Consider the following 24,994-nt stretch of genomic DNA (forward strand, 5'->3'; position numbering starts at 1 on the left):
TCATGTGACCCTCTGGAACCGATCGCCCACCACCCTCCAGGTGCCCACGTTCTGGATGCCTCCCGGGCGGTTCGGTCGTGTGAGGCGGTTGCTTGGGTTATCGTGGTACGTGGGGTTCTGCGGGTTCATGGCCCCGCCGACCTCGCTCGGGCGCGGCGGCTTGCGGCCCGCCATGGTCCACAGCCGAGGGATGAGCTGGGAGCAGTTGGGGCAAGCCGGGATGTTGCTGGTCCCGGTCTCGGACTCCATGCCCTGCACCTCGCCGAGCGCTGCGCGAAGGTTGCGCCGCCACCCGGGCTGACCCGGCGTGCACGACCTGCCGGTCCGCTGCTCCCACTCCCGGAGGTGGTCGCTCAGCACGTGGGGCTCGGCGCACTGCTCCGCAGGCTGCGGCTCTATCGGGTGCCGGGCCGGCTGCCGCGGCAATGCCCTCTCGACGGCCGGATGAAGCCGGCTCGGGCTGCCGCCGCTGCTCCTCGTGATCGGATCCCCGACCGTGCGCGTGAGTGTGCAGCGAACGAGCGCGTCGATGTCGACGTGCTCGCCCGGCATGTTGTCGACATAGGCGTAGGGCTTGAGGCTGCCCTCGATGCGCAGCGGCTCCGGGCTCAGGTAGCAGCCCGTCTCGGGATCGTAATATCGATTCCGGTTGTAATGGAGCCCGGTCTCCTCGTCTGCGTACTGGCCCGGGAACCGGAGCGGGGTCCTGGGCTCGCCGTCGACCCGCCCGTACAGGGTAGGCGCGAGGGTCTCTAGCAGGGCCCCATCGTTCGCAACGAGCGCCTCGGGCGCGCCGTTCGGGCCTTCGACGTAGTACAGCAGCTCCGGCGGTTGCCCGGCCCTCGCCTCGCGCTGTGCCAGTGGCAGCACCGTCCCTGGCAGCACGACATAGGTCCGCTCCTGGACGATGGGATCACCCGCCGCGCGCGCAGTCTCATGGATCTCGCGCACGAGGGCGTCGCCGTACCACGCGTAGCGGGTCACGCTCTCGACGCGTCCGGCGCGCTCGACGCGCTTCTCGGTCCGCCGCGCAAACGGATCGTACGCGAAACGGACCGTCCGCCCGTCGGGTAGGCGCACGGCCATGAGCTGGTCGTCGTCGGCCCAGATGAACGACCAGGCTTTCCCGTCGGGCGCCCGCTTGTGCGACACGCGCCCCAGCCCATCGTAGGTGTACTCGACTTCTCCCCGCCGGACGAGGCGGCCTCCGGAGGCGTACTCGCGTGGGGCGGCCGGCTCGTAGAGATCGCCGCTCGCGCCGTAGCCGTACGACTCGGCGACCGCGAGCTGCGCTCCCTGAACACGACGCTTCTCGACGACACGCCCATTCGCGTCGCGCCGGAGCTCGACGCGGACGCCACTCGAGTCGTCGACGGCCGCGAGCAGGCCGGCCGGCGAGTAGTGGTAGCTACGCGCAAACGTCTCGCCGAGGGGGATCTGGCCGACCCACGCCGGCTCGCCCGGCCCGACGTGCGGCGTTGCCCTGGGGCTCAGGATCTGCACGCGGGCGAGCATGCCGTCGGGCGTGAAGCCCTGAGCGATGCGTCCGCCGCCGGGCAATACCTGTTCGACGACGCGGCCAGTCGGGTCGTATTGGAGCTGTATCGGCGCGATGTCGCCGTGGTGGATCCGTACCGGGCGGCCGGCGACGTCGCGCTCAACCGCGATGGCGCCGAACGGGCCCTCCGCGCGTACGGCCTTGCCCATGACGTCGTACGCGGTCTCGACCGTGGTGGTGACGCCACGGTCGACGAGGCGCTCACGCACGATCCGGCCGCGGGCATCGTAGGTGTACTCGCAGGCGCTATCGCCGCTCTCGACGAGTACGACGCGGCCGAGCGCATCGTACTCGATCCGCTCGACGCGCCCATCGGAGAAGCTGCGCCCGACGAGGCGGCCGCAGGGATCGTAATTGAGCTCCGTCAGACGGGCGTCCTCGCGAACAGCGAGGATTTGTCCCATGGCGTCGAGCCGGTAGGAGATGGCGCGGCCGTCGAAGGTGCGCTCGCCAACGATGCGGCCCTCGGTGTCGCGCTCATAGACGTGTTCTTCACCTACCTCGTTGACGATCCGTGCGAGAGCCTGTTCGCGGTCGTAGCGATACCGGACGATCTGACCATCGGTGCGCACGACCTCCGTAACCACGCCGATGCCTCCCCAGCGGAGCAGGGTGGCACGGCCATCGGCGTCCAGGATGCGCGACACGTTGCCGTCTGCGTCGTACTCGTAGACGACCTCAGCGCCCCCGGGGGTGCGCATGCTGCGGGTGCGACCGCAGGCGTCGTAGGTGAAGAACGTCTGAAGCCCGCGCTCGTCGGTGAAGCCCACCACGCGGCCCAGGTAGTCGTACCTGATGTGGCGTGTGGCACCGTGCGGCTCGACGACGGAGGTCCGGTTGGCGAGGGTGTCGTACTCCATGCGGGTAACGCCGCCGTTCGGCAGGCTGGCGGTGACGAGGAGGCCGCGGGGGTCGTAAGCGAAGGCGACGACCAGCCCGAGCTCGTCATGCACGGAGAGCACGTCGCCCCAGGCGTCGCGCTCATACCGGGCGACGCCACCCAGCGCGTCGCGCATCTCCACGACGTCTCCGCGCTCGTCGTGCACGTAATCCGTCACCGCTCCGGTGGGATCGACGGATCGCAGCAGGCGGCCTTCGCTGTCCCGCTCGGCGCGTGTGACGTGGCCAAGCGCGTCGATGTACTGGGTGGGCTCACCCGCGTCGTCGTACGTATAGCTGTGTACGCCCCGTGACCAGGTGACCAGCGTGGGCTGGTCGAGCGCGTTGCCGTGTACGCGCCGGATGCCGCGCGAGGTGACGACTTCCGTGCTGTCGGGTCCGTACTCGAGGCGCACGTGGAGGAAGCCCTTGGCCCGTGTGGTGTGATCGGCGAGGAACTCGGGAATGGCGGCATCGAGTCCGTCATTGCCTTCGCGGTGACACCAGCTCTCGTAGCATCGGCCTTCCTGGTCATAGCGGAACTCGGCGACCAGCCCGCCGGGCTCGGCGCGCCGGAGGAGGCGGTGGTCGACGTCGTACTCGTAGCGCGTCGGCTGGCCCTCGCCGTCAACGGCCGCGACCAGGTCGCCTCGGTCGTTGTACAGGTACGTGCGGAAGGAGACGCGGCGGCCCTGGGCCTTCGCGTTCTTGACCTCGAAAGCGGCGATGTGTCCGTCCGGGTGCCTGCGCACGGTGACCACCCTTCCCACGCTGTCCAGGACGGTCGCGAGCTTGCCGCGCTCGTAATGGAGGCTGATCGCGTTGCCGCGCCGGTCGACGATGCGCGACAGCCTCCACCGCGAGCCCTCGACTTCGCCGAAGAGGTATGCGAGCCCATTTCGATCGATCACATAGCCCCAGGGCTGTCGGGTGAGCTTGCCGCAGGGCAGGCGCACCGATGCCCCCTCGACTAGGCGCGGAGCCTCTGTCGGGTTCGCTCCCGGCTCGATCACGAGGATCGAGCGGCGGCGCTCGTCGATCGTCCAGGCGAGCGCGTGGGTCCAGCCGAAACCGAGGCCGAGATCCTCGTGGGCGAGGGAGCTACTGTAGCTGCGGGTGATGATGAGCGGGATGGTGCCGGGCAGCGCGAGATCAACGGCTGCCGTGGTGTAGACGCGTCCGGTGATCGGGTCGACGGGGTCCCCCGCCTGGGTGCCGCGGCCGCCGTGGCTCGGGTTCGGGCATCCGCCACCGCTGCCCTGCCCGCAGGAGCCCGCGTCCTTGCCGCCGCCGCTCGCGCCGCTGCCGCCATTCCCGCCGCCGGCCCCCTGTTTTCCGCCGCGTCCGCGACCGCCTCGCCCGTTGCCGCCGCCGCCACCACCGCCTCCTCCCATGATCCAGGTGCCGGGGTTCATGCCTGGAATGGCGGGGATGTTGGGCACGGGAGCGGTGCGAGCCACGGCTCCATCTGTCGCCGAGCGGGTGCCGGTGTCAACCCGGTCTGGTTCGACCGAACCTGGGTCGGGCTGCTAACCACCCGAGCGGCGACCCGACGCCGACCCACGAGGACGAAGCGATGACCCTGGAGCTGCGCCACCTCTCGGCCGAGCTGCACGTCCCGCTCACCGCCCACGTCATCGTCACCCCCAGCGGCCGCTACGCCGCCGTCGACGATGTTGCCCTCGCGGCGCGCAGCGCCCCGCCGCCGGCGCGCTGCGCCCCTGTGCATCCAGCCTCCAGCTCGTCGCCCCGGCCGGCAGCTCCGCGAGCCGCAGGCGGCGGCACGAGGTGCTGGAGCACATGGCGCCACCGCGCGACCCGACCCAGAGCACCGCTCCGAGCGGTCGATCCGCACGCACGCATCGCCTCCAGCGACCGCCGGCGCACCGGGGCCCGGCACCGTGCGCCCGACGTGCGACCTCCACCTGGACGGCGCGCGAGAAAGTCGCTCGCGAGGTCGGGCGGTCCGAGCCACCCGGCCGCTGCGACGTCCAAGGCGGGAGGACTGCGACGGGCGTACGCGCTCAGGGTGATGACAACCGGCCGGCCTCGGGAGCCATGCTCGCTCGCTGTCGCCGGGGATCACCACCGTGGTACAGTGGGTCAGGAGCCCGACGCCGATGCATGATCGCCAGGCCGAACGACCAGCGGCTGACCCCTCCGACGCCGAGAAGAGCTGGGATCAGCGGATACTCGAAAGAGTCCCCTCCGGCGTTGATGCGTCGCTCATCGACGAGAACCTGCGCTTGACGCCCACCGAGAGAGTCGAGCGGATGCGGAAGGCACTGGAGTTCATCGAGGAAGCAAAGGCAGCCCATGGTCACCGACTTTCGGCGCGTCGTTGAAGCGCTCAGCGGTGAGCATGTGGATTTCGTGATCATCGGCGGGCTCGCGGGTAATTCAAGGCCGACTTCGAGCAACGCGTGCGCTCCTGCGCGGCAGGAGGATGGGAGGTCGGCTCCGCTGGATCTGGCAAGGAGCTCGGGTGTCGGCCGGGAGCGAGCGTGGGGCGAGGGAGGGCACCCCGCCGGAACGACACCCTGCCTCGCGAGGGCCAGCGGCGAGCCCTTCCCGTGCGAGCGGTTTCTGCTAAACTCCTGCTGTATGTCGATGGTCGACACCTCGCCGCAAGCGGACGCCCGCTACCATGAGCTGCTCCGGCGCATGCCTCCGGAAAAGCGGCTCGAGGCTGCGATGCGGCTGAGCCAGGCGGTCCGTGAGCTCGCCCTCGCGAGCATTCGTGCTCGCCACCCGGGGGCGGACGACCAGGAGCTTCGCGTTCGCCTTACGGTGAGGCTGTACGGGCACGACTGCGCACGCCGGCTGTTCCGTCACGTGCCGGCCGACGCGACGTGACGTCATGAGCAGCTCGACGGATGTAGTCTCCGCGCTCGACGTGGCGTTGCGCGTGGCCGGCGCGCTCGAGAGCCTTGGCTGCGAGTACTTCATCGGCGGCAGCCTCGCGAGCTCCCTCCAAGGTGAGCCGCGCGCAACGAACGATATCGATCTGGTCGTCGCGATGATGCCCCGTCATGTGCGCGCGTTCGCGGAGCTGCTCGGCCCGGACTTCGAGGTGGATCAAGACGTGCTTCGCGACGCCCTGACCCGCGGAAGCTGCGCGAACATCTTCTACCTGCCGATGGTGACGAAGGTCGATATCTTCGCTCTCGGGCCGAGCCCGTACGATGAGGTCGAGTTCAGTCGTCGGCGAAAAATCAAGGTCCGCGCCAGCGGAGAGGAGCTGTTCATCAAGGCCCCGGAAGATACCATTCTCCGGAAGCTGCTCTGGTACCGCGAAGGTGGTGAAGTCTCGTCCAAGCGTCGTCCAGGATCTCCGCATCAGCGGGCGAGCGGTTCGCGGTCCTCGACGACATCAAGCTCGATCTCCCCGCGGCGTATGACGTGAAGACGGAGGTCGACACGGGCCTCTGCGACGAGCACGTCGAGGTCGCGATCTCCCTCCTCGGGACGGACTGATCGACGCTCCGCGGTGCGGGAGCTCGATGGGGACCTCGGCGAACACCACGAGCGGCAGCGCGAGGCGGGTCCTGATCGCGAGGACTGACCTGGATCCGCTGCGGGCTCGTCCTATCCTGCGGGGCATGAACGAGAATGACCTCCTCGAACGGTACCTGTCGCGGCTGCAGCTCGCCGCGCCGCCGCCACCGACCGAGCGCGGGCTGCGCGACCTGCACCTCGCCCACCTCGTGCATGTGCCGTTCGAGAACCTCGACATCCACCTCGGGCGACCCATCGACCTCGCTCCCCAGGCGGTGCTCGACAAGCTCGTGACGCAGGGGCGCGGCGGGTTCTGCTACGAGCTCAACAGCGCGTTCGCCTGGCTGCTCGAGCGGTGCGGCATGCACGTCGAGCTGCTCCAGGCCCGCGTGTACAGAGCCGACGGGTCGATGGGACCGCCGTTCGACCACCTGGCGCTGCGGGTGACGCTCGGCGGCGAGCGGTTCCTGGCCGACGTGGGCTTTGGCGCCAGCGCGTGGTACCCCCTGCGCCTCGACGTGGCGGGCCCGCAAGACGACCCGAGCGGCGCCTTCGATCTGCGCCCCGCCGAACGCGACGAAGGCCGCGCCGCCGGCGCCGACGTCGGCGAGACGTGGGATCTGCACCGCGACGGGCGCGCCGTCTACCGGCTGGATGGCCGCGCCCGGCAACTCGACGAGTTCGAGCCCATGTGCCTGTACCATCAGACCTCGCCCGAATCGCACTTCACCCGCAAGCCGCTGTGCACCCGGCAGCTCGCCGATGGAGGCCGCGTCACCCTCACCGGCTCGGCCCTGGTCCTGACGGCGCCGGACGGCACGCGCGCCGAGCAGCAGCTCGACCGCCCGGCGCTCGAAGCGGCTTACGCCGAGCACTTCGGGTTCGCTCCCTCGCTCGTCCCGGCGCGCTGAGACGACCACGCGCGCGGCCGGCCCAGCACCCCATCGAGGCTCACCCCGCGGGCCCTGCACCCGGGACGGGCACACGGCCGATCGCGTAAGGCAGGATTCGCGCGATGTTGCGCGCATCGTCGATCCCGCGGTGGTGTGTCCCGTGGAGCGGGAGTCCGAGCCGCTCGAGCGCGCTCGCCATGCCGTAGCGCTGGGTCACCCCGAGCGTCGCGGAGAAGCGCTTCTTGATGTTCATGTGCCCCTGCAGCGGCAGGGGCACGCCCCAGCGGGCCGCGTCGATCTCGAGCTGCTTGCGGTCGTAATCGCCCCACGAGCAGAAGAGCGCCTCCCGCTGGCCGACGAAGCGCCCGAGCGCCGCGATGGCTTCGGGGAACGTGGGCGCGGCGTCGACGTCTGCTTGCGTGATCGTGGTGAGCTTCGTGCAGAACTCCGTGAGCTTCGGCCGGATGACCGGGCGCACGAAGGTGGCGAGCTCGCTCACGGGCTCGAGCGTCGCGCCGTCCACGAGGACCGCGCCGATCTCGATGATCTCCATGATGCGCTCGGGGATGCGGCCCTCCTCGTCGCACGTCGCCTCCAGATCGATCACCAGAAAAAACGCAGGTTGATTTCCCATGTCCGCCCTCGTTTCTGCTGGACCTTGATACGATCCGCGCGAGGAACATGCCCGGACACGAAACCGGACAGGCCGCTCCCGCAGGCTTTTCCTGGGAGGATTACGTCGCCTGGCTCGTCGCGCAGCACGGCTCCTTGACCGCGGTCGCCGAGCGGCTCTCCTCCCTGCGGGGCTACGAGGACGACGTCACCTCGATCGAGCGCGCCCTGCGCCGACTGCGGACGCGTGGCCAGCGGGACGGCGGGACCTGGGGGGCGCGCGCTCGCGGCCTTCGGCTTGCCGGACGCGCTCACCGAGCGCGCCCGCTGGATGGGCGCCTATCACTCGCGGTTCACCGACCTGCCCCTGCCCCTCGCCCAGGACCTCTTGCGCCTCTGGGATCGACCGCCGGTGAGCGAGGATCCGACCTCCCACGTCTTCCTCGCCCTCGCCCACGCCACCTGCGCGCTGCGCGGCGACGACCGCGAGGCCGGAAAGACGCACCTCGCCCGCATCCGGCCGCTGCTCGCAAAGGCCCCGCCCGAGGCGCGGATGGAGGCTCTGCTCACGGAGGCCTTCCTGGCGAGCCGTGATGACGTCGCGCGCGTGGCCGGCCTGCTCGACGAGATCGAGCCGCTCTTCGAGCTGCCGATGCCCGCCCACGACCGAGCCTGCCTGTTCGCCCGGTGGATCGATCAACGCGCCTTCGAGCGGAACCGCTCCTGGGGCGGCAAGCCGCCGGATCCGGCGGCTGCGGAGGCGCTTTACCGGCGCATCCCGGAGGACGGTCCGGCCTTCGCGCGGGCGCGGCGGGCGAACGGGCTGGCGTATGCGCGGTGGAAGCAGGGCTTCGCCGAGGAAGGCGCGGCGCTCGCGCGGGAGGCGTGCCGGCACGCGGGGGACGGCGGGCACCTGCGGATGCGCGCGATGGGGCTGAACATGCTGGCGCGAATCGTGGGCGGCGAGGAGGGCACGGAGGCGAGGCGGCGGGCGATGGCGATCGCGAACGAGCTCGAGGACGAGGTGCTCAGGCTGCGGTTCGAGCGGCGAGCGGGAAACAAGGGTTGAGGTGGACAGGGGGTCCAGACCCGCCGCCAGGGCGGGCCTGCTCGCCTCATCGCCGGGCGACCGGGTGTGACGCGGCGCCTGAGCGAGCTACGCCCCCGTGGGGTGCGCGGGCAGCTCGCGAAGCTCGGCCGGGAGCGACATAGGGAGTCGCCGCCGGCCCCGCGTCACCCCGGCTCCCGCCTGGCCCGGCGGAGATTCAGCGGGCCGCTCTTCCGATCCTCCGGCTGGCAGCTCGGGCAGAAGATCGCGTCATACCCGTGGACGCTCGCGCGACGGAGCTTGTCGCCGCAGCGCGGGCACGGCTGGCCCGGGCGCCCGCGGACCTTCAGGAAGTCGCGGAGCTTCTCGTCGAGCGCCGGCGCCCGCTGCGCGATCGTCCGCGTCGCGTCGCCGAGCACCCGGACGATCGCCCCGTGCAGGCGATCGAGGTCCTCGTCCGAGAGGCCCTTGACCATCGCCTTCGGGTGAATCCGCGCCTCGAAGAGCACCTCGTCGGCGTACGCGTTCCCCATGGAGTCGAGCGCCGCCTTGTCCATCAGGAAGTCCTTGGCGAGGTCGCCCCGCGCCCGCGCGGCCGCGCGGAACGCCTCGGGCGTGAACACCCGCGGATCGAGGACGTCGAGGCCCACGCGCTCGAGGCCGGGGATCTTGTCGAGATCGCCCCGCGCGAGCACGTAGACCTTGCCCATCTGCACCTCGTCCCGGTACCTGAGCTCGCGCCCGTCCGCGAGGATCAGCGAGAAGGCGAGGTCGGTCGGCCTCCGCGTCTCCCCGGGCAGCGTGATCGAGAACCGCCCCGCCAGCATCGGGGCGATCACGAGATCGAGCGCGCGCGCCCCGCCGAGCTCGAAGACGACCGCGTGCGCCCGCCGCACGACGCGCCGGATCTCCTTGCCCGGCAAGAGCGCGTCGATGCGCTCCGGCAAGAGCACGCGCAGCACCACCGGGCTGTCGGCCCGGGCCCCAGCCACTGCCGCGCCCGCGAGCTCGCGCGCGAGGATCGGGACGATGTACTCCAGGTCTGGGCGCTCCGGCACGCCCCCAGGATACCCATGTCGATGCGGAGGTCGACGTGCGTCGACATGCGTCGACGTTTCGTCGACGTTTGGTCGACGTTTGGTCGACGTTCATCCTTCCGGCGAGGCGCCCAAAAGAGCGCGCGGCCGCCCGATCCGGCCGCGATCACGCGCTGATCGGCTGCGCCTCCCCGGCGCGCGCTGCGCCGCCGCCGTCGCTCCCGCTCGGCCGCCGCTCGCTCTCCACCGCGAGATCCTCGCTCCGCGCGAGCGCGTACACGGCGCGGATCCGCGCCGCCGGCAGCGCCGACCCGGGCTCCGGGTTCAGCAGGACGGCGCCGTCGTCGAGCTCCAGCGCCACAGGGAGCGCGCCCCTCGGCTCGAGCGCCGCGCGGAGCGCATCGAAGCCCATCGCGCCGTACGCCCGCTCCGCCGCGCCGGGCGGCCGCGCCTCGATGCGCAGCAGATCCTGCCCGCCGTCGCCGAGGAGCTCTTCGTAAAGGGTCGTTACCCCAGGGACGAAGGCGCTGTGGACCATGAAGTAGTTCTTGATGCGCTCGGTGCTCACGAGGCTGAGCCGCAGCCGATCCGGGCCGGCGAAGCCGCACCGGCCGGCGTCGAGGAGGCTGCGGACGTGCTCGCCCTTGGCCACCGACGAGAACTCCGCGAGCACGTGGAGCCGCCCGCCGTGCGCGAGCTCCCTGCTCTCCAGCGCCCGCGCGAAGCGGATGAGCCGCATCGCCGTGCGCGCGTCGCGGTCGAGCCCCTCGGGCTCGCTGAGGAACACGGCCGCCGACGGGGGCGCACCGCGCGCGGCGCAGCGCACCGCGAGCGAGGCGAGGTCGTGCCCGCGCTGCGTGAACACGGTCGCGCGGCCGCCGCGCGGGAGCGAGAGCGACGCGCCGTCCGTGCCCGGCGGGGGGCCGTCGGGCCCGAGCGTCATGCCGAGCGAGGCGAGCCGGTCGGCGAGCGGCATCCGCTCGTCGCCGCGCTCGCCGAGGACGAGCGTCACGTCGACCCCCGGGACGAACTGCGCGAGCGCGTGGAGCAGCGAGGGCAGCGCGGGGCTGTACCCGACGACGAGCACCCGATCGAGGTGGCTGCGCCGCCGCGACAGCGTCGCCGCCCACGCCTCGGTCCACGCCCGCGCCGCCTCGGAGCCGCCCGCCGCCGCGGAGCCGCCCGCCGCGCGCGCGTCGGCCGCCGCCGCGACGCCCCGGCCCATCAGCAGCTCGCGGCCGTAGCGCCGGAGCGGCGCGTACGTGGCCGACACGCCGATGAGCCCCCGGAGCCGCCGCGCCGGCACCCGGCCCGCCCGCGCGCCGAGCGCCCACGCGGGCGAGCCCTCGGGCGGATCGAGCAGCGGGTTGAGCCACTGCACGAGCCCGTCCACCGGCACGAGCTCGCCCTCCCTGCGCTCCGGCACCGCGTCGCCGAGGAAGACGCCCGCGAGGATCACGCCCTGCGCGTGCGCGGCGCGCGCCATGCGCGAGAACGAGATCTCGCCGCCCGGCCCCTCGCCAAGCCGGGCGACCGCGCGCGCCTCGTCGGCGCCGAGGAAGACGTGCGTGTAGAACTCGGAGCCGTCGGCGGTCATGAGGTCGGCGTAGAGCGACTCGACGCCCGGCGTGATCAGGTGCTGGCACAGGAAGAGGCCGAGGAACCGCTGCATGTCGAGCGGGAACGTCCCCGGCCCGCCCACCGCCTGGATGAGATCGCGGTTCCTCGTCTCCTGCACCTCGACGAACACGTGGCCTCGCCGGTTCTGCGTGCGGAACGAGGAGAGCGCCATGGCCGTCACGGCGTCGGCGTCGGGCCCGGCGTCGTGCCGCGCGAGGAACAGCGCCCGCTTCGCGCCGGCGGCGCCGACGAGCTCGAGCGCCTCGGGCTGCGCGCTGTCCCCCTTGCGGTAGACGACCCAGCGCATGCCCGCGGCGTAGAGGTACGCGGGCGGGTCGTCCTCGGTGCCGAGCAGGGCCATGCGCGGGAGCGCGTGCCGCGTCGGCGCGGGCCCGCGGCGGAGGAGCCACAGCCAGAGCTCCGAGAGCCGGATGCTGCGGAGCGAGCGGTGGCGCTCGTAGAGGCGCACGAACTCCTGCACGAGCATCTCCGCCTCGTGCACCGGGCCGATCACGAGGGCGTGGCCCGCGTAGCCGACGGGCCGCCGCCGCGCCGCGCGCACGACCTGCTCGACCACGCTCGCGCCGATGCCGATGATGAACGAGGTCACGAAGACCCCGACCATGGTGAGGCCGAGCGAGATGAGGGCGACGAGGGGGTGGACGTGGAGGTTGGAGACGAGGTTGTCGGCGCTCTCGAGCTGCCGGAAGGACCACCAGATCCGGTCGAGGAACGAGGCGTCGGGGACGGGCCCGCGGCCGTCGTAGTCGTGGGGGACCGCGAGGTGGCTGAGCACGACGGAGGCGCCGAACGCGAGGCCCCAGACGGCCAGCGTGACGAGGCCGAACTGCTCGAGCAGCTCGCGCCGCGTCAGGATCGCGTACAGGTCGATCGCGATCTCGCGCGTGAAGCGCAGCAGCAGGAAGAGCCGCGAGAGCCGCAGCACCGGGAGGGCGTGGGCGGCGTGCGCGTCGAGCAGCCGCTCGAGCGGCAGGAAGCTGAGCCAGGCGATGACGTCGAAGGCGAAGAGGAGGACGTCGAGGCGCGATCGCTCGCGCCCGCGCTGGCGCAGGAGGGCGGCCCGGAGGAGGAGCTCGACGCCGAAGATGCCCAGGAAGTACGGGCGGAGCTCGTCCTCGAGGCCCTGGATCGGGAGGACCGAGACCAGGATGAGGAGCGAGAGCGCGAGCTTGACGGGGCGGGTCTCCAGCCCGGCGGCGAGGCGGAGGAGCAGGGACGGGCGCGGCGCCATGGGGGGGCGAGGATAGGCGACGTCGCGCGCCGCCGTCTGCGGGCAGGCAAGGGGCCGCCGGGAGGCTCGCCGGCGCGCCCGCTCAGGGCCGCGCGCTGCCCGGACCGGTGTTCGCGTGCTCGTGGAGCCGGTTCGCGGGGTACGTGCCCGCCGTGGCGCTGTAGGGGCGGCTGACGGTCGAGGCGTGCCAGGGGTCCAGCCGTCGAATGTGAGGGCCAAGCCTGGAGTCCCGGATGAGCGCTTGACCGTTCGGGTAGACGCCGCTCGCGACGTTCGCCGCGTACGTCGCGAGATCGTTCTGCCCCTCGTCCCAGGCCCGGCCGAGGTGGACGAGCCCCTCCGGCGTGCCCGCCTCGGCGGTCAGATCGCTGTTGATGATGAGGATGCCGTGGTCGTTGCGCGCGTCGGTGCTCGGAGCGACGATGTACCCGCCCGACGCGCCCTGCCGCGCGGTCAGATACCGGATCGTGCAGCCGTCGAGCACGAAGGTGCCTCGCCCGAAGATGAAGTCCACGTCGCCCTCCACGTGGCAGTCCTTGAAGTACGCGCGCGACACGGTCCCTGCGTTGGGAGACTTCACGTAGAGCGTGTCCTGGTTCCCGAGCAGGCGCACGTTCTCGAAGATCAGCCGGTCGGCCTGCGTCATCAGCGCGACGGCCTGCTTGCCGCCGGACACGGCGCGCTCGTCCGTGTCGTTCGCGATCGTGAGGTTCTTGGCCCGGAACTCGGCGGCGTACGCGGCGAAGGTCGCGCTGCCGCTCGTCCCGTAGGTCGTCGCGCTCAGGCTCGGGTTGCAGGGATTGGCCGGCTCGCCCGCCGCCTTGGCCTTGCCGCTGTGGTTGTTGTAGGCGATGACCGTCCGGCTGGCGTCGTCGCTCGTGCTGTACAGCGTGATCGGCGGGGCCGACGCCGGCACGCAGATCACCTCGCGGTAAGTCCCCGGCGCGACCGCGATGTAGACCCGGCTCCGCCCGCCGGAGGCCACCGCCGCGTCGATCGCGGACTGCACCGTCCTGTGCGTCCCCCCGCTCGCGGCGACGGAGTACGTGGGCGTGAAGCCGCCGACGTCGCCCGCGCCCGCTGTGGGGTCCCAGCGGTCGGTCACGAGACCTGACGCGAGATCGCCGGCCTTCTCGAGGTGCTTCACGATGGTATGATTCGCGGCCTGCGCGCGCGTGAGCTGCGGGCGCGTCGCGGTTCCCACCCACCCGTCATCGCCGGAGCCGCCGGCACCGGAGCCGCCGTCGCCGGAGCCGCCGTCGCCGGAGCCGCCGTCGCCGGAGCCGCCCGCGCCCGGTGTCGCGCCCGTGGAGCTGCTCGCACCGCCAGCGCCCCCGCCCGACGACGAGCCGCCCGGGCCCGGGCCTCCGCCGGAGCCGCCAGAGGTGCCCGCCGCGCTCGATGCTCCACCCGAGGAGGACGCGCCTGTCGAGCCTCCGTCGCTCGGGTCGTCGCCGCCGCACCCGGAGAGGGCGAGCGCGGCGAGCAGGAGAGGGAGAGAGAGAATCCGACGTGAAGTGCTGGTCATGGCCGCTGCGCGTCCCTTCGGGATGCCCGCTGCCGTGCATCGTGGGATGACGGGTGAGCGGTTCGCGGTTCGTAACATAGCAACACGCGCACCACGCGGCGCAACGCCGCACCGGGACGGCGCGGTCGCGCATCGAGCGCGGCCGGAGCCCCGGAGCGCAGCCCCATCGACGCGCATCGACGGACACACAAGGTGAACGAGCCGCGCTCTGTGTCGTCAACGCTGCGCTCGTCCGACCGCGCCCACGCCGTCAACCGCGGGTTGACACGGTATACAGCGCAGCGTGACAGCGCCGGATGCGCCGCTGGACCGAGAGCGGAATTTGCCGCGGCGCCTCGAAAGAAAATCCAATCGTAACGAACACTTGCAGCGTTCGAGGGCGCCCGCTGCTGGCCTGCGTGTTGCTGAGAGGGATCTGCGAACAGCGCATCGAGGAGCATCTCGGACAGGGCGCAGAGGGCTGGAGACAGCGCTGCGCCCTCCTGGGTCCCGGGTGCTCGCGAGGCGACCTCGCGGTGCGACAACTTGCTTGAACGAGGGCTGAAACAATGATGCTTCACTCGACTCTTTCTCGTCACCTGCTGCTGGCGCTCGGCGCCGTCGGGATGATCGCGACCGGCTGCCTCTCGGAAGAGGAAGCCATGATGGATATCGATGACGCCAGCGAGGCGGCGAGCGTCACGCGGCTGGAGGGCGAGTCGCAGTCCTGGTCCCACTCGTCGGGAGACGGGTTCGACGCGAGCTCGAGCACCGTGCGGCTCAAGGCGAACGCGAGCGGCGACAACTTCAGGTTCTCGAAATCGGTGGCCGCGGGCGAGTACCAGGTCGTCGTGCGCTATGCCCAGCGGAACGTCTACGGGAACTACCAGCTCCAGGTGAACGGCGCCTCGGTGGGGAACCTCGACGGCTATTCGTCGTCCACGGGCGATAGCTGGAAGACGGTCACGCTCGGCCGGAAGAGCCTGTCGGGGAACGTCGAGTTCAAGCTGGTCTGCAACGGCAAGAGCTCCGGCGCGACGGACTACGACATCAAGCTCGACTACATCGAGCTCGTGCCCACGGGCAGCGGCAGCGGCTCGACGTCGAGCTCCTCGTCCAGCGGCTCTGGCGGCAGCGGCGGCTCGGGCGGCAGCGGCGGCTCCGGTGGCGGCGGCGGCTCGGGCGGCGGCGGCTCGGTCACCGGGAGCGGCGGGGTCGTGAACGCGACCATCGTCGTGCGCTCGGGCCAGACCTACGACGGCGGCGGCAGGCGGTTCACCGCCGGAAGCGCGCTCGGCGACGGCAGCCAGTCCGAGAGCCAGAAGCCCGTGTTCAAGCTCGAGAACGGCGCGGTGCTGAAGAACGTGGTCCTCGGCGCCCCGGCCGCGGACGGCATCCACACCTACGGGAACGTCACGCTGGAGAACATCGTCTGGGAGGACATCGGCGAGGACGCGCTGACGATCAAGGAGAGCGGCACCGTCGTCCTCAACGGCGGCTCGGCGGTGAACGGCGACGACAAGGTGTTCCAGATCAACGCGGCGAGCACCTTCCGGGTCTCCAACTTCCGGGCGTCCAACGCCGGCAAGTTCATCCGGCAGAACGGCGGGACCAAGTTCAAGGTCGACGTGTTCATCGACCGTTGCGACATCTCGCGCATGGACGAGGCGATCTTCAGGACGGACAGCAGCACGAGCACCGTCACGATGACGAACACAAGGTACAGCGACATCGGCGACTCGCTGTTCATCGGCCTGTCCTCGTCGAGGATCACCACGTCCAACAACACCGAGTACTGACCGGGCGCGTACGATCCGCCGGGCGGGCCGGGGATTCGAGCCTCAGGCTTGCCCGACCGGGATCGAGGCATCAGCGCGCCTCGTCGATTGCCCCGCGGACGAGCTGCGCGAGATCGCGCTTCATGTCGGCGCCCAGCTTGTGATCGACGTCCGGGTAGGCGCGCAGGCTCGCCCGCGCGCCGCGCTCGCGGAGCGCGTCGATGACGTCGCGGGTGGGGCCTATCGGGACGGACCCGTCGACCTGGCCGTGCAGCGCGACGAGGGCGGGGGTGGCCGGATCCAGGGAGCCGCAGGGCAGCACCGAGGGCGGCACCCAGCCGCTCAGGGGGAAGGCGGCGCCGACGACGCGCGGGTGGTGCAGGGCGAGCGCGAACGTGAGCGCGCCGCCCTGGGAGAAGCCGGTCACGATGGGCTTGCCCCGCGTGGGGCGCTCGGCGACGAGCCGATCGAGCAGCGCCGCGAGCGCATCGGCCGCGGTCAGGATGCCGCGCCCGACGAAGTCGCTCGTGATCGTCGATTGCACCGGGAACCACGAATAGCCGCCGTGCGACGCCGAGAACCCGCGCGGCACGATGAGGCGCGCCTTGAAGTCGGCGCCCGAGAGCAGGCCGGCGAACGACTCCGGCCGATCGCCGAGGCCGTGAATGGCGACGACAAGGGGGAGCGCCTCGGCCGGGTCCGCGCCGCCCGTGACCACCTCGATGTACTCGACCTGAACCGTCGGCGCAGGGCGCGCGGCCTGCGACGCGGGCGCGGAGCCCGACGCAGCGCTGTTCGCGCACGGCGCCGCGCGCCGGTCACAGCCGGCGAGGACAGCGAGCGAGGCGAGCGCGAGCGCGCGCCAGGCCGACAGGAAGCGAGCTCGGCGAGACGTCATGGGCGGGAGTCTCGAGGATGTGCCGCCGCGGGATCAACGGCGATCTCGCGCCGGAACCTTGCGCGAAGGCGATCGCCAACGCGCCGGCTGTCCGCCGCCTGAGATCTCGTCTCTGGCCCTCGAGCGGACGCGGGTCGTGCCCGTGGAGGAGCAGCAGATCACCACCGCCTGCTGCCAGAGCAGCAATGCGGACCCCAGCGCTGCGCCAGACGGCGATCCGCGGGATCCCGATCCCCGAGCGTGCGCCTCACGGGCGGCGCGACGGCTCCGACGGGCCAGGCAGCGGCATGGGAGCTGTTTCTGCCGCTTCAGAGCGCGCTCCGGGCAGGCGCCGCCGCCTGCGCCGCGCTGCGCGGGCGCGTGTCCGCGGCGGGCAGGGGCTCCGGCGCCGAGCCCGCCTGGGTCAGGCGCCGCTTCGCCTCGGCGAGCACGTCGGCCGGCAGGGGGCCCTTCCTCGCGAACTCCAGGTTGTCGCGCAGGTGCTTCGGGTTCCGCGTCCCGACGATCGTGGTGCTCAGGCCCGGGTGCGACAGCGTGAAGCGCAGGGTGAACTCGATCCGGCTCAGGCCGTCGAGCAGCTCGTCGAGCCGGGCTCGCTCCCAGCGGTCTTGCATGGTGGTGCCCGGCAGCATGTAGTTCGTGCGCTGCCAGTCGGTGGGCGCGCCGCGCGCCACGCCGCCGCGAATGATGGTGCCCGCGCCGGCCTCGGCGGCCCTGGTGATCACGTCCTCGTGCTCGCGCTGGAGCGCGGAGTACGGGATCTGGAAGGCGTCGAAGACGCCCATCTCGATCTGCTCCACCAGGTTGGGCAGCGTGCCCGAGACGCCGAGGAAGCGCACCTTGCCCTCGCTCTTGAGCTTCAGCGCCTCCTGGAGGGCGCCGTCCTGCTCGAACTCCTGCCGGGTGAGGCTCCGGTGAAACTGAACGAGATCGAGGTGGTCCGTCTTCAGAAGGCGCAGGCTGTTCTCCACGCCGTGCCGGATGTTCTGCGCCGTGTGCACGTGCTCGCCCTGCGCCCCCCCGACGACGCAGCCGCACTTCGACGCGAGGAAATACTCGCTCCGGCGGTGCGCGATGGAGCGGCCGATCCGCTCCTCGCTGCGGCCGTAATCGATGGAGGTGTCGATGAAGTTGATCCCGGCATCGAGCACGTCATTCAGGATGCGCTCCGCCTCCTGATCGGTGATCTCCGGGCCGCGCGGGGCGCCCCGGAGCTCCATGGCGCCGAAACCAAGGGTGGTGACGCGGACGCCCGTGCGTCCGAGCAAGCGAGTGGGTAGATCGGTCATGGTCTTGCACCGTCCGTGTGCAAGCCGCAGGCCAGGCCGGGGGCCGGGGCCCCGCGCCCCGATGGATGATGACGTCGCCGGTGGACTCAACGCGAGGAGGAATCCGCGGGCGTTGCCGCGGGGTCGAGCCGCGTGCCGGGTGCTGCCATGAAGCGCGCGGCACGCGCCCGCGGGCCGCGAAGCGACGGCGCGCGCCGCTCACGGAGCCGTGAGCACCACCTTCCCCCGCACCTTGCCGCCCTCGCACGCCGCGAAGGCCTCGGCGGCGCGCTCCAGCGGGAACGTCTCCAGCACGACCTTGACCCCGCCCTCGATGAGCCGCTCCAGCTCGGCGTAGTCCTCGGGCTTGCTCCGCATGTTGGCGAGCGCGACCCGCTTGCCCCCCAGCACCCCGCCGAGCGCGGACCGGAGCACCGTGTCCGGGCGGGGCAGCGTGGTGACATAAACGCCGCTCGCAGCGAGCGCCCGCGCCGCCCTGGAGAAGCCGGTCTGGCCGAAGGCGTCGAAGAAGACATCCCAGGTGCGGCCCGGCGCGGTGACGTCCACCTCGTTGTAATCGAGCACCTCGTCAGCGCCCAGCGAGCGCGCCAGCTCGGCGTTCCTCGCGCTGCAGACGGCGACCACCCTGGCGCCCCTGACCTTCGCGATCTGCAAGGCCATGTGTCCGACGCCGCCCGTGGCGCCGTTGACGAGCACCGTCTTGCCGGAGAGATCACCGCACTTCCTCAGGCCCGCTGTCGCCGTCAGGGCAGCCACCGGCAGCGCGGCGCCTTGCTCGAACGTCCAGCCCTCGGGCAGCCTGCGGGTGTCCTTGGCCCGCGCGACGACGCGCTCCGCGTGCGTGCCGGGCTTGCCGAGCATCGTGAGCACGGCGCCATAGCCCCTGTCGCCGGCGGCAAAGCCGGTGACGCCGGGGCCCACCGCCCGGACGACCCCCGCGAAATCGCTGCCGAGCGGCTTCGGCAAGCCGCGGCCGGCGATGAGCTTCATCATCCCGCCCCTGAGCTTCCAGTCCACCGGGTTGATGGAGGATGCCTTGACGTCCACGAGCACTTCGCCCTTGCCGGGCGTCGGCTCCGGGAGGTCGCCGTACTGCATGACCTCGGGGCCACCGAACCGCGTCATATAGAATGCCTTCATCGTCGCTCCCATGCGCCTGTCGTGGCGTCCGTCGGGGTGTAACACCCTGGAGCGAGCACCGCACGCGCACGTCAGAGGTTCATGCCGACGCCCACCCGGAGCCGCGCCGCCACGGAAGGGGCGATCTCGCCCTCCTGGCCGCCCGCGCGCCGCTGCTTGAATACGTACGTCTGCGCTGCACCCTCGATGCCGAGGTAAAAGCCTCCCACCAGATCGACGTTCGCTCCGGCGCCGGCGCCGAACGCCCCTGCGAGGCCGAGGCGGTCGGGCGCGACTCCGGACGTCTCGAACCGCTGCCTCATCACGGCGAGGCCGGCGTCCACGCCGACGCCGAGCGTGACGACGGGCAGATCCCAGGCGTGGGACAGGCGCACGTCCAGGCCGAGATCATCGTTGCTCGCGGTGAGGTGCTCGTTCTGGAACGTGCCATGACACGCGCTGAGCCGGGCCGCGAGGCCCATGTGCTGGAGCTCGATCCCGTACCCGACGAAGCCGCCGTGGCACGGCGAGCTCCCCTGAAGGATCGGGGTCCTGAGCTGATAGCCCGCCACCGGTCCGTGCGCGATGTCGCGGACCCCGCCGCCCTTGCGCACGAGCCGCGCGAGCGTGACGCGGCTGAGCCGCTCGTCGCCCACGTCGATCGTCTGTCCGGCCTCGGCCTCGACGGTGCCCTCCAGCAGGAAATCGGGGCCTCGGCCCCGCACGAAGTAGCGACCGGGGCGCAGGCTGAGGGTCCGCGTCGCGTCGCTCGCCCCCACCTCGGCCGCCACCGGGCCCTCGTTCGAATCGCGCATCACAAGGTAGGACCGGCCGCGCGGGAACCGGAGCACGCCCCGGAGCGACGCGTTCACCGGCAGCTCCGTCAGGATGAGCTTGCCCTGGCCGCGGAAGTCGTAACGGAAGGTGGGGTGTTGCACGCCGGCCCACGTGCGGCTCGTGGCGCGCAAGGTGCCCTCGTACGCATGGCGATACGCCTCCTCGAGGGACACGGCGCCGTCGCGATCCGCGTCGGCCGTACCGAGCAGCCCCGAGACGAGCGCATGGGTGAAGAACGAGCCCTTGAGCTCATCGGACTCCTGGGCGTCCTCGTTCCCGGAGCTCGACGTGAGCGTCACCATCCCCTGCCCGGCGAGCCGCTGATCCAGCGTGATGACGAACGGCGGCGCGCTCGTGCCGCCCTTGACGCGCGTCAGCGCCCCGGATCGGCACGAGTCGACGATGAGGAGCCGCGCCGAGGCCGCCGAGCCGCGGACGAGCTGCTCGAACTCGGTCAGCGCGAGCGGCGTCGGCCCGAGGTGAAGGGCGTTGGCGTCGGCGTGACCGGAGTAATAGACGAGGTAGAGGACGTCGGTGTCCGGGCTCGACACGGCGGCGCGGACACGGTCGTTCATGGTGATGAGCGTGCGCCGGACCGTGTCCGCGCCCTCGCCCCGCAGGAGGACGAGGTTCGCCGGGGGGAAGCCGCCGAGGTCCTTGAGGACATCGTACATCCTGGCGGCGTCGCTCTCCGCATAACGGAGCTCCACCTCGCTCTTCTCACCGGCGTTGTTGCCGATGAGCACCGCGAAGCGCTCGACGCGGGCCTCGACCGGGGCCGCCAGGGCGAGGACCGCTCCGCACGCGGCGGCCGCGAGCGCGGCGTGCGCGGTGGGGCGGCCGAGGATCACGGCGAGCCCGAGACCTTCTCCGCCGTGAGCGTGTCGACGTCGCAGCCCGGCGGGGCGGGGGGCGCGTCGGGTCGGGCCGCCAGCGCGGCCCGGAGCGGCTCGACCGCGATCGCCTCGGAGCAGAACAGCCCGTGGATGCGCTCGGCGCCGAGCGTGGCGTCCAGCACCGTGCTCTGCGGGAGGAGGACGTCCCGGCCGGGCTCGATGCGCGCGGCGACAGGGCCGTCCGGATAATAGACGCTCGCCTGCGACGCCCCGTCGACGCTCAGGATCACGAGATACCGCGCCTCGGCGGCGGAGTACGTGAACTGGATCGCGTCGCCGGGCAGGAGCCGCGCGCCTGCCCCGCCGAGCTGGACGCTCCCGCCGCGCTTCACGTAGAAGCCGATGCGGTTCGCCCCCTTGATGCGCTCTCCGGAGCTCCCCGCCGCCCCGCCCGCCGGATCCGGCGCGGCGCGGAAGAGCAGCAGCGCCGCTGCCGCGGCCGCGAGCGCGCTGGCTGCGGCGGGCGCGAGCCATCGCCGCGGCGAGGGCGCCCTCTGGGCGGCGCGGCCCGGCGGGGCGGCGCGGCCCGGCGGGGCGGCGCGATCGAGCCGCAGGGGCGGCGGCGACGCCGCGAACGCGGCGCGCGCCGCCTCGATCTCGGACAGCCGCGCCGAGCACCGCGCGCAGCCGGCCACGTGCGCGCGCGCCTCCCGCGCGGCGGCGTCGTCGAGCTGGTCCGCCGTGAGCTCGTCGAGCCTCAGCTCCGAGAGGCACCCTTCGGGTCGCGCTGGCGTCATGGACTCGAGCTCCCTTCCCTCGTCTGCTCGGAGATCGTGGCCTTGAGCCGCTCCAGCAGGTTGCCGACGTGCCGGCGAGAGCAGCCCATCACGCGCGCGATCTCCTCGTGGGTCATCTCATCGGAGAAGTAGTGGACGGCGACCTGCGCGAGGTCGCCCGGGAGCTGCGCGAGGAGCTCCCGTGTCAGCAGCGCCGCCTCGGCGCGCGGCGCCACGCTCTCGTCTTGCATGGGCGCAACGTGGGTGTCGAGGAGGCGCAGCCGGTTCTTCCGATCGCGGATGCGGTTCAGGCAGGCGTGCGTCGTGGCGCCGTAGAGCCAGCCCACCATCGGGCCCTTCCCGTCGAGCTGCCCGGGCTCGCCGAGCAGGGAGGCGAAGACATCCTGGAGGATCTCCCGCGCCTCCTGCTCGCTCCCGAGGAGCCGCCGCGCCCGTCGCAGCACGAGGTGCCCATGCTGCCGGTAGGCCGCCTCGATCAGCGACACCAGCGCCTCGCGATCATCCACGTCGGAGCGTGTACCACGATCAGTGCCAGTCCGGGAACTCCAAATCTTCCTGCGGCGCCATGCGGACCGTGAGCGCCGCGTTCGCGCCGCCTGCGGCGGGGCGCATCTTGAGCTTCACGTCATACCCCCCGCAGGCCAGGTGCTCCGCTTCCGTCGTCGCCGCGGCGTCGCAGGCGTCGAAGGCCGCTTGCATCTCTGCGTCCACCGCGCTCCCTGGAACGCGCGGGACCGCATCCATGACGTGGTACCCGGGGGCGAGCGGCCCGCCGAAGAGATTCGACCAGGCGCCGTCTTCTTCCATCTCGCTCTCGACGTACACGATCACGTGGTGCTCATCGACGCCGAGCCAGCTGGGCTCCGAGTCGGGATAATCGTCGCTACGCGCTGCCACGATGATGCCGATGCCGACCCTGGTGGCCTCGAGGCCGTACTGGCTGAAATCGTTGAGCCCGCTCTCCGGCGGGGGCTCATGGATCGACAGCGTGAAGCTCGCAGGGAAGCTCCCGACCGCCGTCGCCCGGACGGGGAGGTTCTCGCTACCGCTGCCGTCCTTCTCGGTGTTCCAGACCAGCACGGCGTCGACCGGCCCCGCCGGCGGCTCGTCGAGCTCATTGGAGATCGTGCCCTTGACGGTCAGGAGAGACTCGCCCTCATAGTCGGAGCCCACCTGGGAGTCGCCGCATGCGGCGAGCAGGACCGGGAGCGCGAGCGAGAAGATCGAACGAAGCTGCATGACATTCCTCCTTGAAAGCAAACAACGATGGATGATGGGATGATGTGACGGTTCGATGGTGAAGGAGCAGGCCAGTCCTCCGCGAGAGGGCGACGCGCGCAGCGGTGCCATCGCCGCCGTGGGGCGGTCGTCGCCGGAGCTCTCCGGATGGATGGCGAGGCGCCTGCCGTTTCGCAGCACGGCGCGCGGGATGGGGCCGCCGTCGCCGGCCCCTTCGATCTGGAAAGAACGCGAGGGGCCCGGTCTGGGCACGGGTCGATGTCGATTGTTCTGACTACAGTGCTACCGCAATCTTGCCGCAGGACTGTGTGCGCCTGTCGGCGTTGTGGTTCGCTGTGGTTCGCTGATGGGGTCAGCGTTGTGTCTCGCTGATCGGGCGCTCGGGGCCGGGCCGCCCCTCGGCCAGGGTGTCGCGGAGGCGTTCCTGCGTCAGCCCCGGGCTGCTCGAGAGCCTCGTTTCCGCGTGCGGGTCGTCCGACCGGGCGACCGACTGCGCGTGCGCCGTCTCGGGGTGCGCATCGCTCAGGGGGTGGCGGCTGCCGGGCCGCCCCGTCGCGAGCGTCGCGCCGTGGCCGGGCTCGGGCGGCGCCGCGGCGTGTACCGGCCGTGGAGGGGGCGCACCGGTGGGGCGCGGGGCGAAGAGGTCCGCCCAGTCCGGCAGGTGCCGCTGGAGCCGCAGGCGCGCGGCCTCGGGCAGCGCCTCGCCGATGACGGCGCACACGGCCTGGGCGTGCTCCATGCCGAAGCCGCGCGGCGCGCCCTCGCGGCGGGCGATGCGGTCGTAGAGCTCGTCGCGATCGAAGTCGCCCTGGTAGGTCGCGCTGCGCAGCGCGGCGGCGACCGGCGCGGGCAATGCGATGGCGACCGCGGCGGCCTCGTCCTCGAGCAGGCGCTCGCCGAGCGTCCGCGCGGTCACCGCGATGGCGCGCTCGGCCTCGTCGCGGGTCTCGAAGCCGGCGCGGCGCTGCACTTCCTCGACGAAGCGGTCGTGATCCATGGGGCCTCCTTCCAGGGCGGAATCGTGCGCAGGGCGCATGCGAGTATGCGAGACCGATGCCACATGGCGCGAACCGCCATCCTGACCTGGGTCGGCTCGCTCAACCTGAGTCCGGCTCACAACGCCAGCGAGCTCCACGCATCAGGAGTCCGGCCAGGGGTCCAGAGATAGAGAGAATCAACGCAAAGATGCAAAGGCGGCGCAAAGGCGCAAAAAAGAAAGAAAATTTTTATGTCTGCACCGAACTCCCGAATAACAAAAATCTCTGTAGTTTTGAGTCTTTGCTCCTTTGCGCCTTTGCGTTGAAATCTCGCTCTCTCTGCTCTCGAGGCACAGCCCTGGCAAGGTTCCTGGCCCGAGGCGCTACCCCTCGCCGGCGCGCCCCCCACGTGCCTTCAGCCGCACGCGCAGCGCCTCCACCACGTGATCCCGCAGGGCGGCGGTCTTCTTCGGCAGGTGCCGGCCGCTCGGGAAGACGAGGAACACACCGCCCATCGGCATCGTCCAGCGCGGGAGCACGCGGACGAGCGCCCCGTTGAGCACGTCCTGCTGCACCAGGAACTCGGGGAACATGCCGATCCCGACGCCGTGGCGCACCGCCTCGCGCGCGAAGAACCCGTCGTCCGCGAGCAGCCGGACCCGGAGCCGCGCGCGGGCGCGCGGCGCCTCGTCGCGCCCGAACGGGCTCGTCCCCGCGAGCGCCACGCAGTCGTGCTCCGCGAGATCGTCCAGCGTCCTCGGCGCCCCCCGCGCCGCCAGGTACGCGGGCGAGGCGTAGAGGTGCATCTCCAGATCACCCACCTTGCGCGCGACGAGCGTCGAGTCCCGGAGCTTCTTCCCGAGGAACCGGAAGGCAGCGTCGTAGCCCTCCTTCACGAGATCCACGGGCCGGCTCGTCAGGTGCATCTCCACCGCGATGCGCGGGTAACGACGGCAGAAGCCGGCCAGGATCTCCGCCAGCACCTCGGTCCCGAAGTCCGCCGTCGCGGTGAGGCGCAGCGAGCCCGACGGCTCGTCCGCGAGCTCCGGCAGCCCCTCGATCGCCTCCGTCAGCGCCTTGAGCCGTGAGCCGAGCCGATCGAGGAGCGCCTGCCCGGCCGTCGTCGGCGCCACGCTGCGCGTCGTCCGCTGCAAGAGGCGCACGCCGAGCGACGCCTCCAGCGACGCGATGCCCCGGCTGACCGTCGACTTGGGCACCCCCAGCCGGCGCGCCGCCGCCGTGAAGCTCGCCGTCTCGGCCACGGCCGCGAAGACGGAGAGGTGGTTCAGGTCCATTGTTCCCATTTCGGAACATACTGAC

20 protein-coding genes and 1 pseudogene are annotated in these 24,994 nt (G+C 71.6%); 7 read left to right on the top strand and 14 right to left on the bottom strand.

All coding sequences use genetic code 11. From position 1 onward, the window contains the following. The gene (locus tag WMF24_RS36760) at nt 1–3,879 is read right to left on the bottom strand and encodes an RHS repeat-associated core domain-containing protein (protein WP_437732118.1); all 3,879 of its coding nucleotides are present in this window, start codon (nt 3,877–3,879) and stop codon (nt 1–3) included. Nucleotides 3,880–3,953: 74 nt separating this feature from the next. Here WMF24_RS36760 and WMF24_RS36765 point away from each other — a divergent pair, with 74 nt between their 5' ends. The 5 genes from WMF24_RS36765 (at nt 3,954) to WMF24_RS36785 (ending at nt 6,846) form a co-directional block, all read left to right on the top strand. Continuing rightward, nucleotides 3,954–4,565: a JAB domain-containing protein gene (locus WMF24_RS36765; protein WP_437738898.1), complete on the top strand. Its 612-nt coding sequence runs from the start codon at nt 3,954–3,956 to the stop codon at nt 4,563–4,565. After that, the gene (locus tag WMF24_RS36770) at nt 4,558–4,782 is read left to right on the top strand and encodes a hypothetical protein (protein ID WP_437732119.1); all 225 of its coding nucleotides are present in this window, start codon (nt 4,558–4,560) and stop codon (nt 4,780–4,782) included. The genes WMF24_RS36765 and WMF24_RS36770 overlap by 8 nt, the downstream gene beginning before the upstream one ends. Before the next feature lie 259 nt (nt 4,783–5,041). Then, on the top strand, nt 5,042–5,293 hold the full coding sequence (locus tag WMF24_RS36775) for a hypothetical protein (protein ID WP_437732120.1): 252 nt from the start codon (nt 5,042–5,044) through the stop codon (nt 5,291–5,293). Nucleotides 5,294–5,297: 4 nt separating this feature from the next. Further along, nucleotides 5,298–5,843 carry a hypothetical protein gene (locus tag WMF24_RS36780; protein WP_437732121.1) on the top strand — a complete coding sequence of 182 codons (546 nt, stop codon included), beginning with the start codon at nt 5,298–5,300 and terminating at the stop codon, nt 5,841–5,843. A 196-nt stretch (nt 5,844–6,039) separates the two neighbouring features. Next, a complete protein-coding gene (locus tag WMF24_RS36785; protein ID WP_437732122.1) occupies nt 6,040–6,846 on the top strand; it encodes an arylamine N-acetyltransferase family protein in 807 nt (268 codons plus the stop codon). A 40-nt stretch (nt 6,847–6,886) separates the two neighbouring features. Here WMF24_RS36785 and WMF24_RS36790 read toward each other — a convergent pair whose 3' ends face one another. Continuing rightward, entirely contained in the window at nt 6,887–7,462 is a 576-nt protein-coding gene (locus WMF24_RS36790; protein WP_437732123.1) for an exonuclease domain-containing protein, read from the bottom strand. Nucleotides 7,463–7,687: 225 nt separating this feature from the next. On the opposite strand from WMF24_RS36790, the gene WMF24_RS36795 reads away from it, so the two are divergent. After that, nucleotides 7,688–8,509: a hypothetical protein gene (locus tag WMF24_RS36795; protein ID WP_437732124.1), complete on the top strand. Its 822-nt coding sequence runs from the start codon at nt 7,688–7,690 to the stop codon at nt 8,507–8,509. A gap of 164 nt (nt 8,510–8,673) precedes the next feature. Here WMF24_RS36795 and WMF24_RS36800 read toward each other — a convergent pair whose 3' ends face one another. The 3 genes from WMF24_RS36800 to WMF24_RS36810 all read right to left on the bottom strand — a co-directional run bounded on the left by WMF24_RS36800 (nt 8,674) and on the right by WMF24_RS36810 (nt 13,925). Next, nucleotides 8,674–9,546, bottom strand: a complete 873-nt coding sequence (locus WMF24_RS36800; RefSeq protein WP_437732125.1) for a DNA-formamidopyrimidine glycosylase family protein — start codon at nt 9,544–9,546, stop codon at nt 8,674–8,676. 145 nt (nt 9,547–9,691) lie between these two features. After that, nucleotides 9,692–12,397 carry a hypothetical protein gene (locus tag WMF24_RS36805; RefSeq protein ID WP_437732126.1) on the bottom strand — a complete coding sequence of 902 codons (2,706 nt, stop codon included), beginning with the start codon at nt 12,395–12,397 and terminating at the stop codon, nt 9,692–9,694. 82 nt (nt 12,398–12,479) lie between these two features. Then, entirely contained in the window at nt 12,480–13,925 is a 1,446-nt protein-coding gene (locus tag WMF24_RS36810) for a pectinesterase family protein (protein ID WP_437732127.1), read from the bottom strand. Between the two features lie 1,193 nt (nt 13,926–15,118). Between WMF24_RS36810 and WMF24_RS36815 the strand changes: the two are divergent. Beyond that, nucleotides 15,119–15,703: pseudogene (locus WMF24_RS36815) on the top strand (pectate lyase); the annotation flags it as partial. Nucleotides 15,704–15,773: 70 nt separating this feature from the next. On the opposite strand, the gene WMF24_RS36820 reads toward WMF24_RS36815, so the two are convergent. The 9 genes from WMF24_RS36820 to WMF24_RS36860 form a co-directional block, all read right to left on the bottom strand. After that, nucleotides 15,774–16,580 carry an alpha/beta hydrolase gene (locus tag WMF24_RS36820; RefSeq protein WP_437732128.1) on the bottom strand — a complete coding sequence of 269 codons (807 nt, stop codon included), beginning with the start codon at nt 16,578–16,580 and terminating at the stop codon, nt 15,774–15,776. A 308-nt stretch (nt 16,581–16,888) separates the two neighbouring features. Next, nucleotides 16,889–17,869 (bottom strand): aldo/keto reductase, encoded by a 981-nt coding sequence (locus WMF24_RS36825; RefSeq protein ID WP_437732129.1) that lies wholly within the window; start codon nt 17,867–17,869, stop codon nt 16,889–16,891. Between the two features lie 198 nt (nt 17,870–18,067). Further along, nucleotides 18,068–19,009: an NAD(P)-dependent alcohol dehydrogenase gene (locus WMF24_RS36830; protein WP_437732130.1), complete on the bottom strand. Its 942-nt coding sequence runs from the start codon at nt 19,007–19,009 to the stop codon at nt 18,068–18,070. Between the two features lie 71 nt (nt 19,010–19,080). Continuing rightward, nucleotides 19,081–20,676 carry a caspase family protein gene (locus WMF24_RS36835; protein ID WP_437732131.1) on the bottom strand — a complete coding sequence of 532 codons (1,596 nt, stop codon included), beginning with the start codon at nt 20,674–20,676 and terminating at the stop codon, nt 19,081–19,083. Beyond that, nucleotides 20,673–21,458: a DUF4384 domain-containing protein gene (locus WMF24_RS36840; RefSeq protein WP_437732132.1), complete on the bottom strand. Its 786-nt coding sequence runs from the start codon at nt 21,456–21,458 to the stop codon at nt 20,673–20,675. Before WMF24_RS36840 ends, WMF24_RS36835 begins: the two co-directional genes overlap by 4 nt. Beyond that, nucleotides 21,455–21,964 carry an RNA polymerase sigma factor gene (locus tag WMF24_RS36845; RefSeq protein WP_437732133.1) on the bottom strand — a complete coding sequence of 170 codons (510 nt, stop codon included), beginning with the start codon at nt 21,962–21,964 and terminating at the stop codon, nt 21,455–21,457. Before WMF24_RS36845 ends, WMF24_RS36840 begins: the two co-directional genes overlap by 4 nt. Nucleotides 21,965–21,983: 19 nt before the next feature. Continuing rightward, nucleotides 21,984–22,697, bottom strand: coding sequence for a hypothetical protein (locus tag WMF24_RS36850; RefSeq protein WP_437732134.1), 714 nt, complete (start codon nt 22,695–22,697; stop codon nt 21,984–21,986). 352 nt (nt 22,698–23,049) lie between these two features. Continuing rightward, a complete protein-coding gene (locus WMF24_RS36855) occupies nt 23,050–23,694 on the bottom strand; it encodes a DUF2267 domain-containing protein (RefSeq protein WP_437732135.1) in 645 nt (214 codons plus the stop codon). 363 nt (nt 23,695–24,057) lie between these two features. Next, nucleotides 24,058–24,978 carry a LysR substrate-binding domain-containing protein gene (locus WMF24_RS36860; RefSeq protein ID WP_437732136.1) on the bottom strand — a complete coding sequence of 307 codons (921 nt, stop codon included), beginning with the start codon at nt 24,976–24,978 and terminating at the stop codon, nt 24,058–24,060. Nucleotides 24,979–24,994: the final 16 nt, after the last annotated feature.

The sequence above is a fragment of the Sorangium sp. So ce1335 genome, from assembly GCF_051521615.1.
Taxonomy (GTDB): domain Bacteria; phylum Myxococcota_A; class Polyangia; order Polyangiales; family Polyangiaceae; genus Sorangium.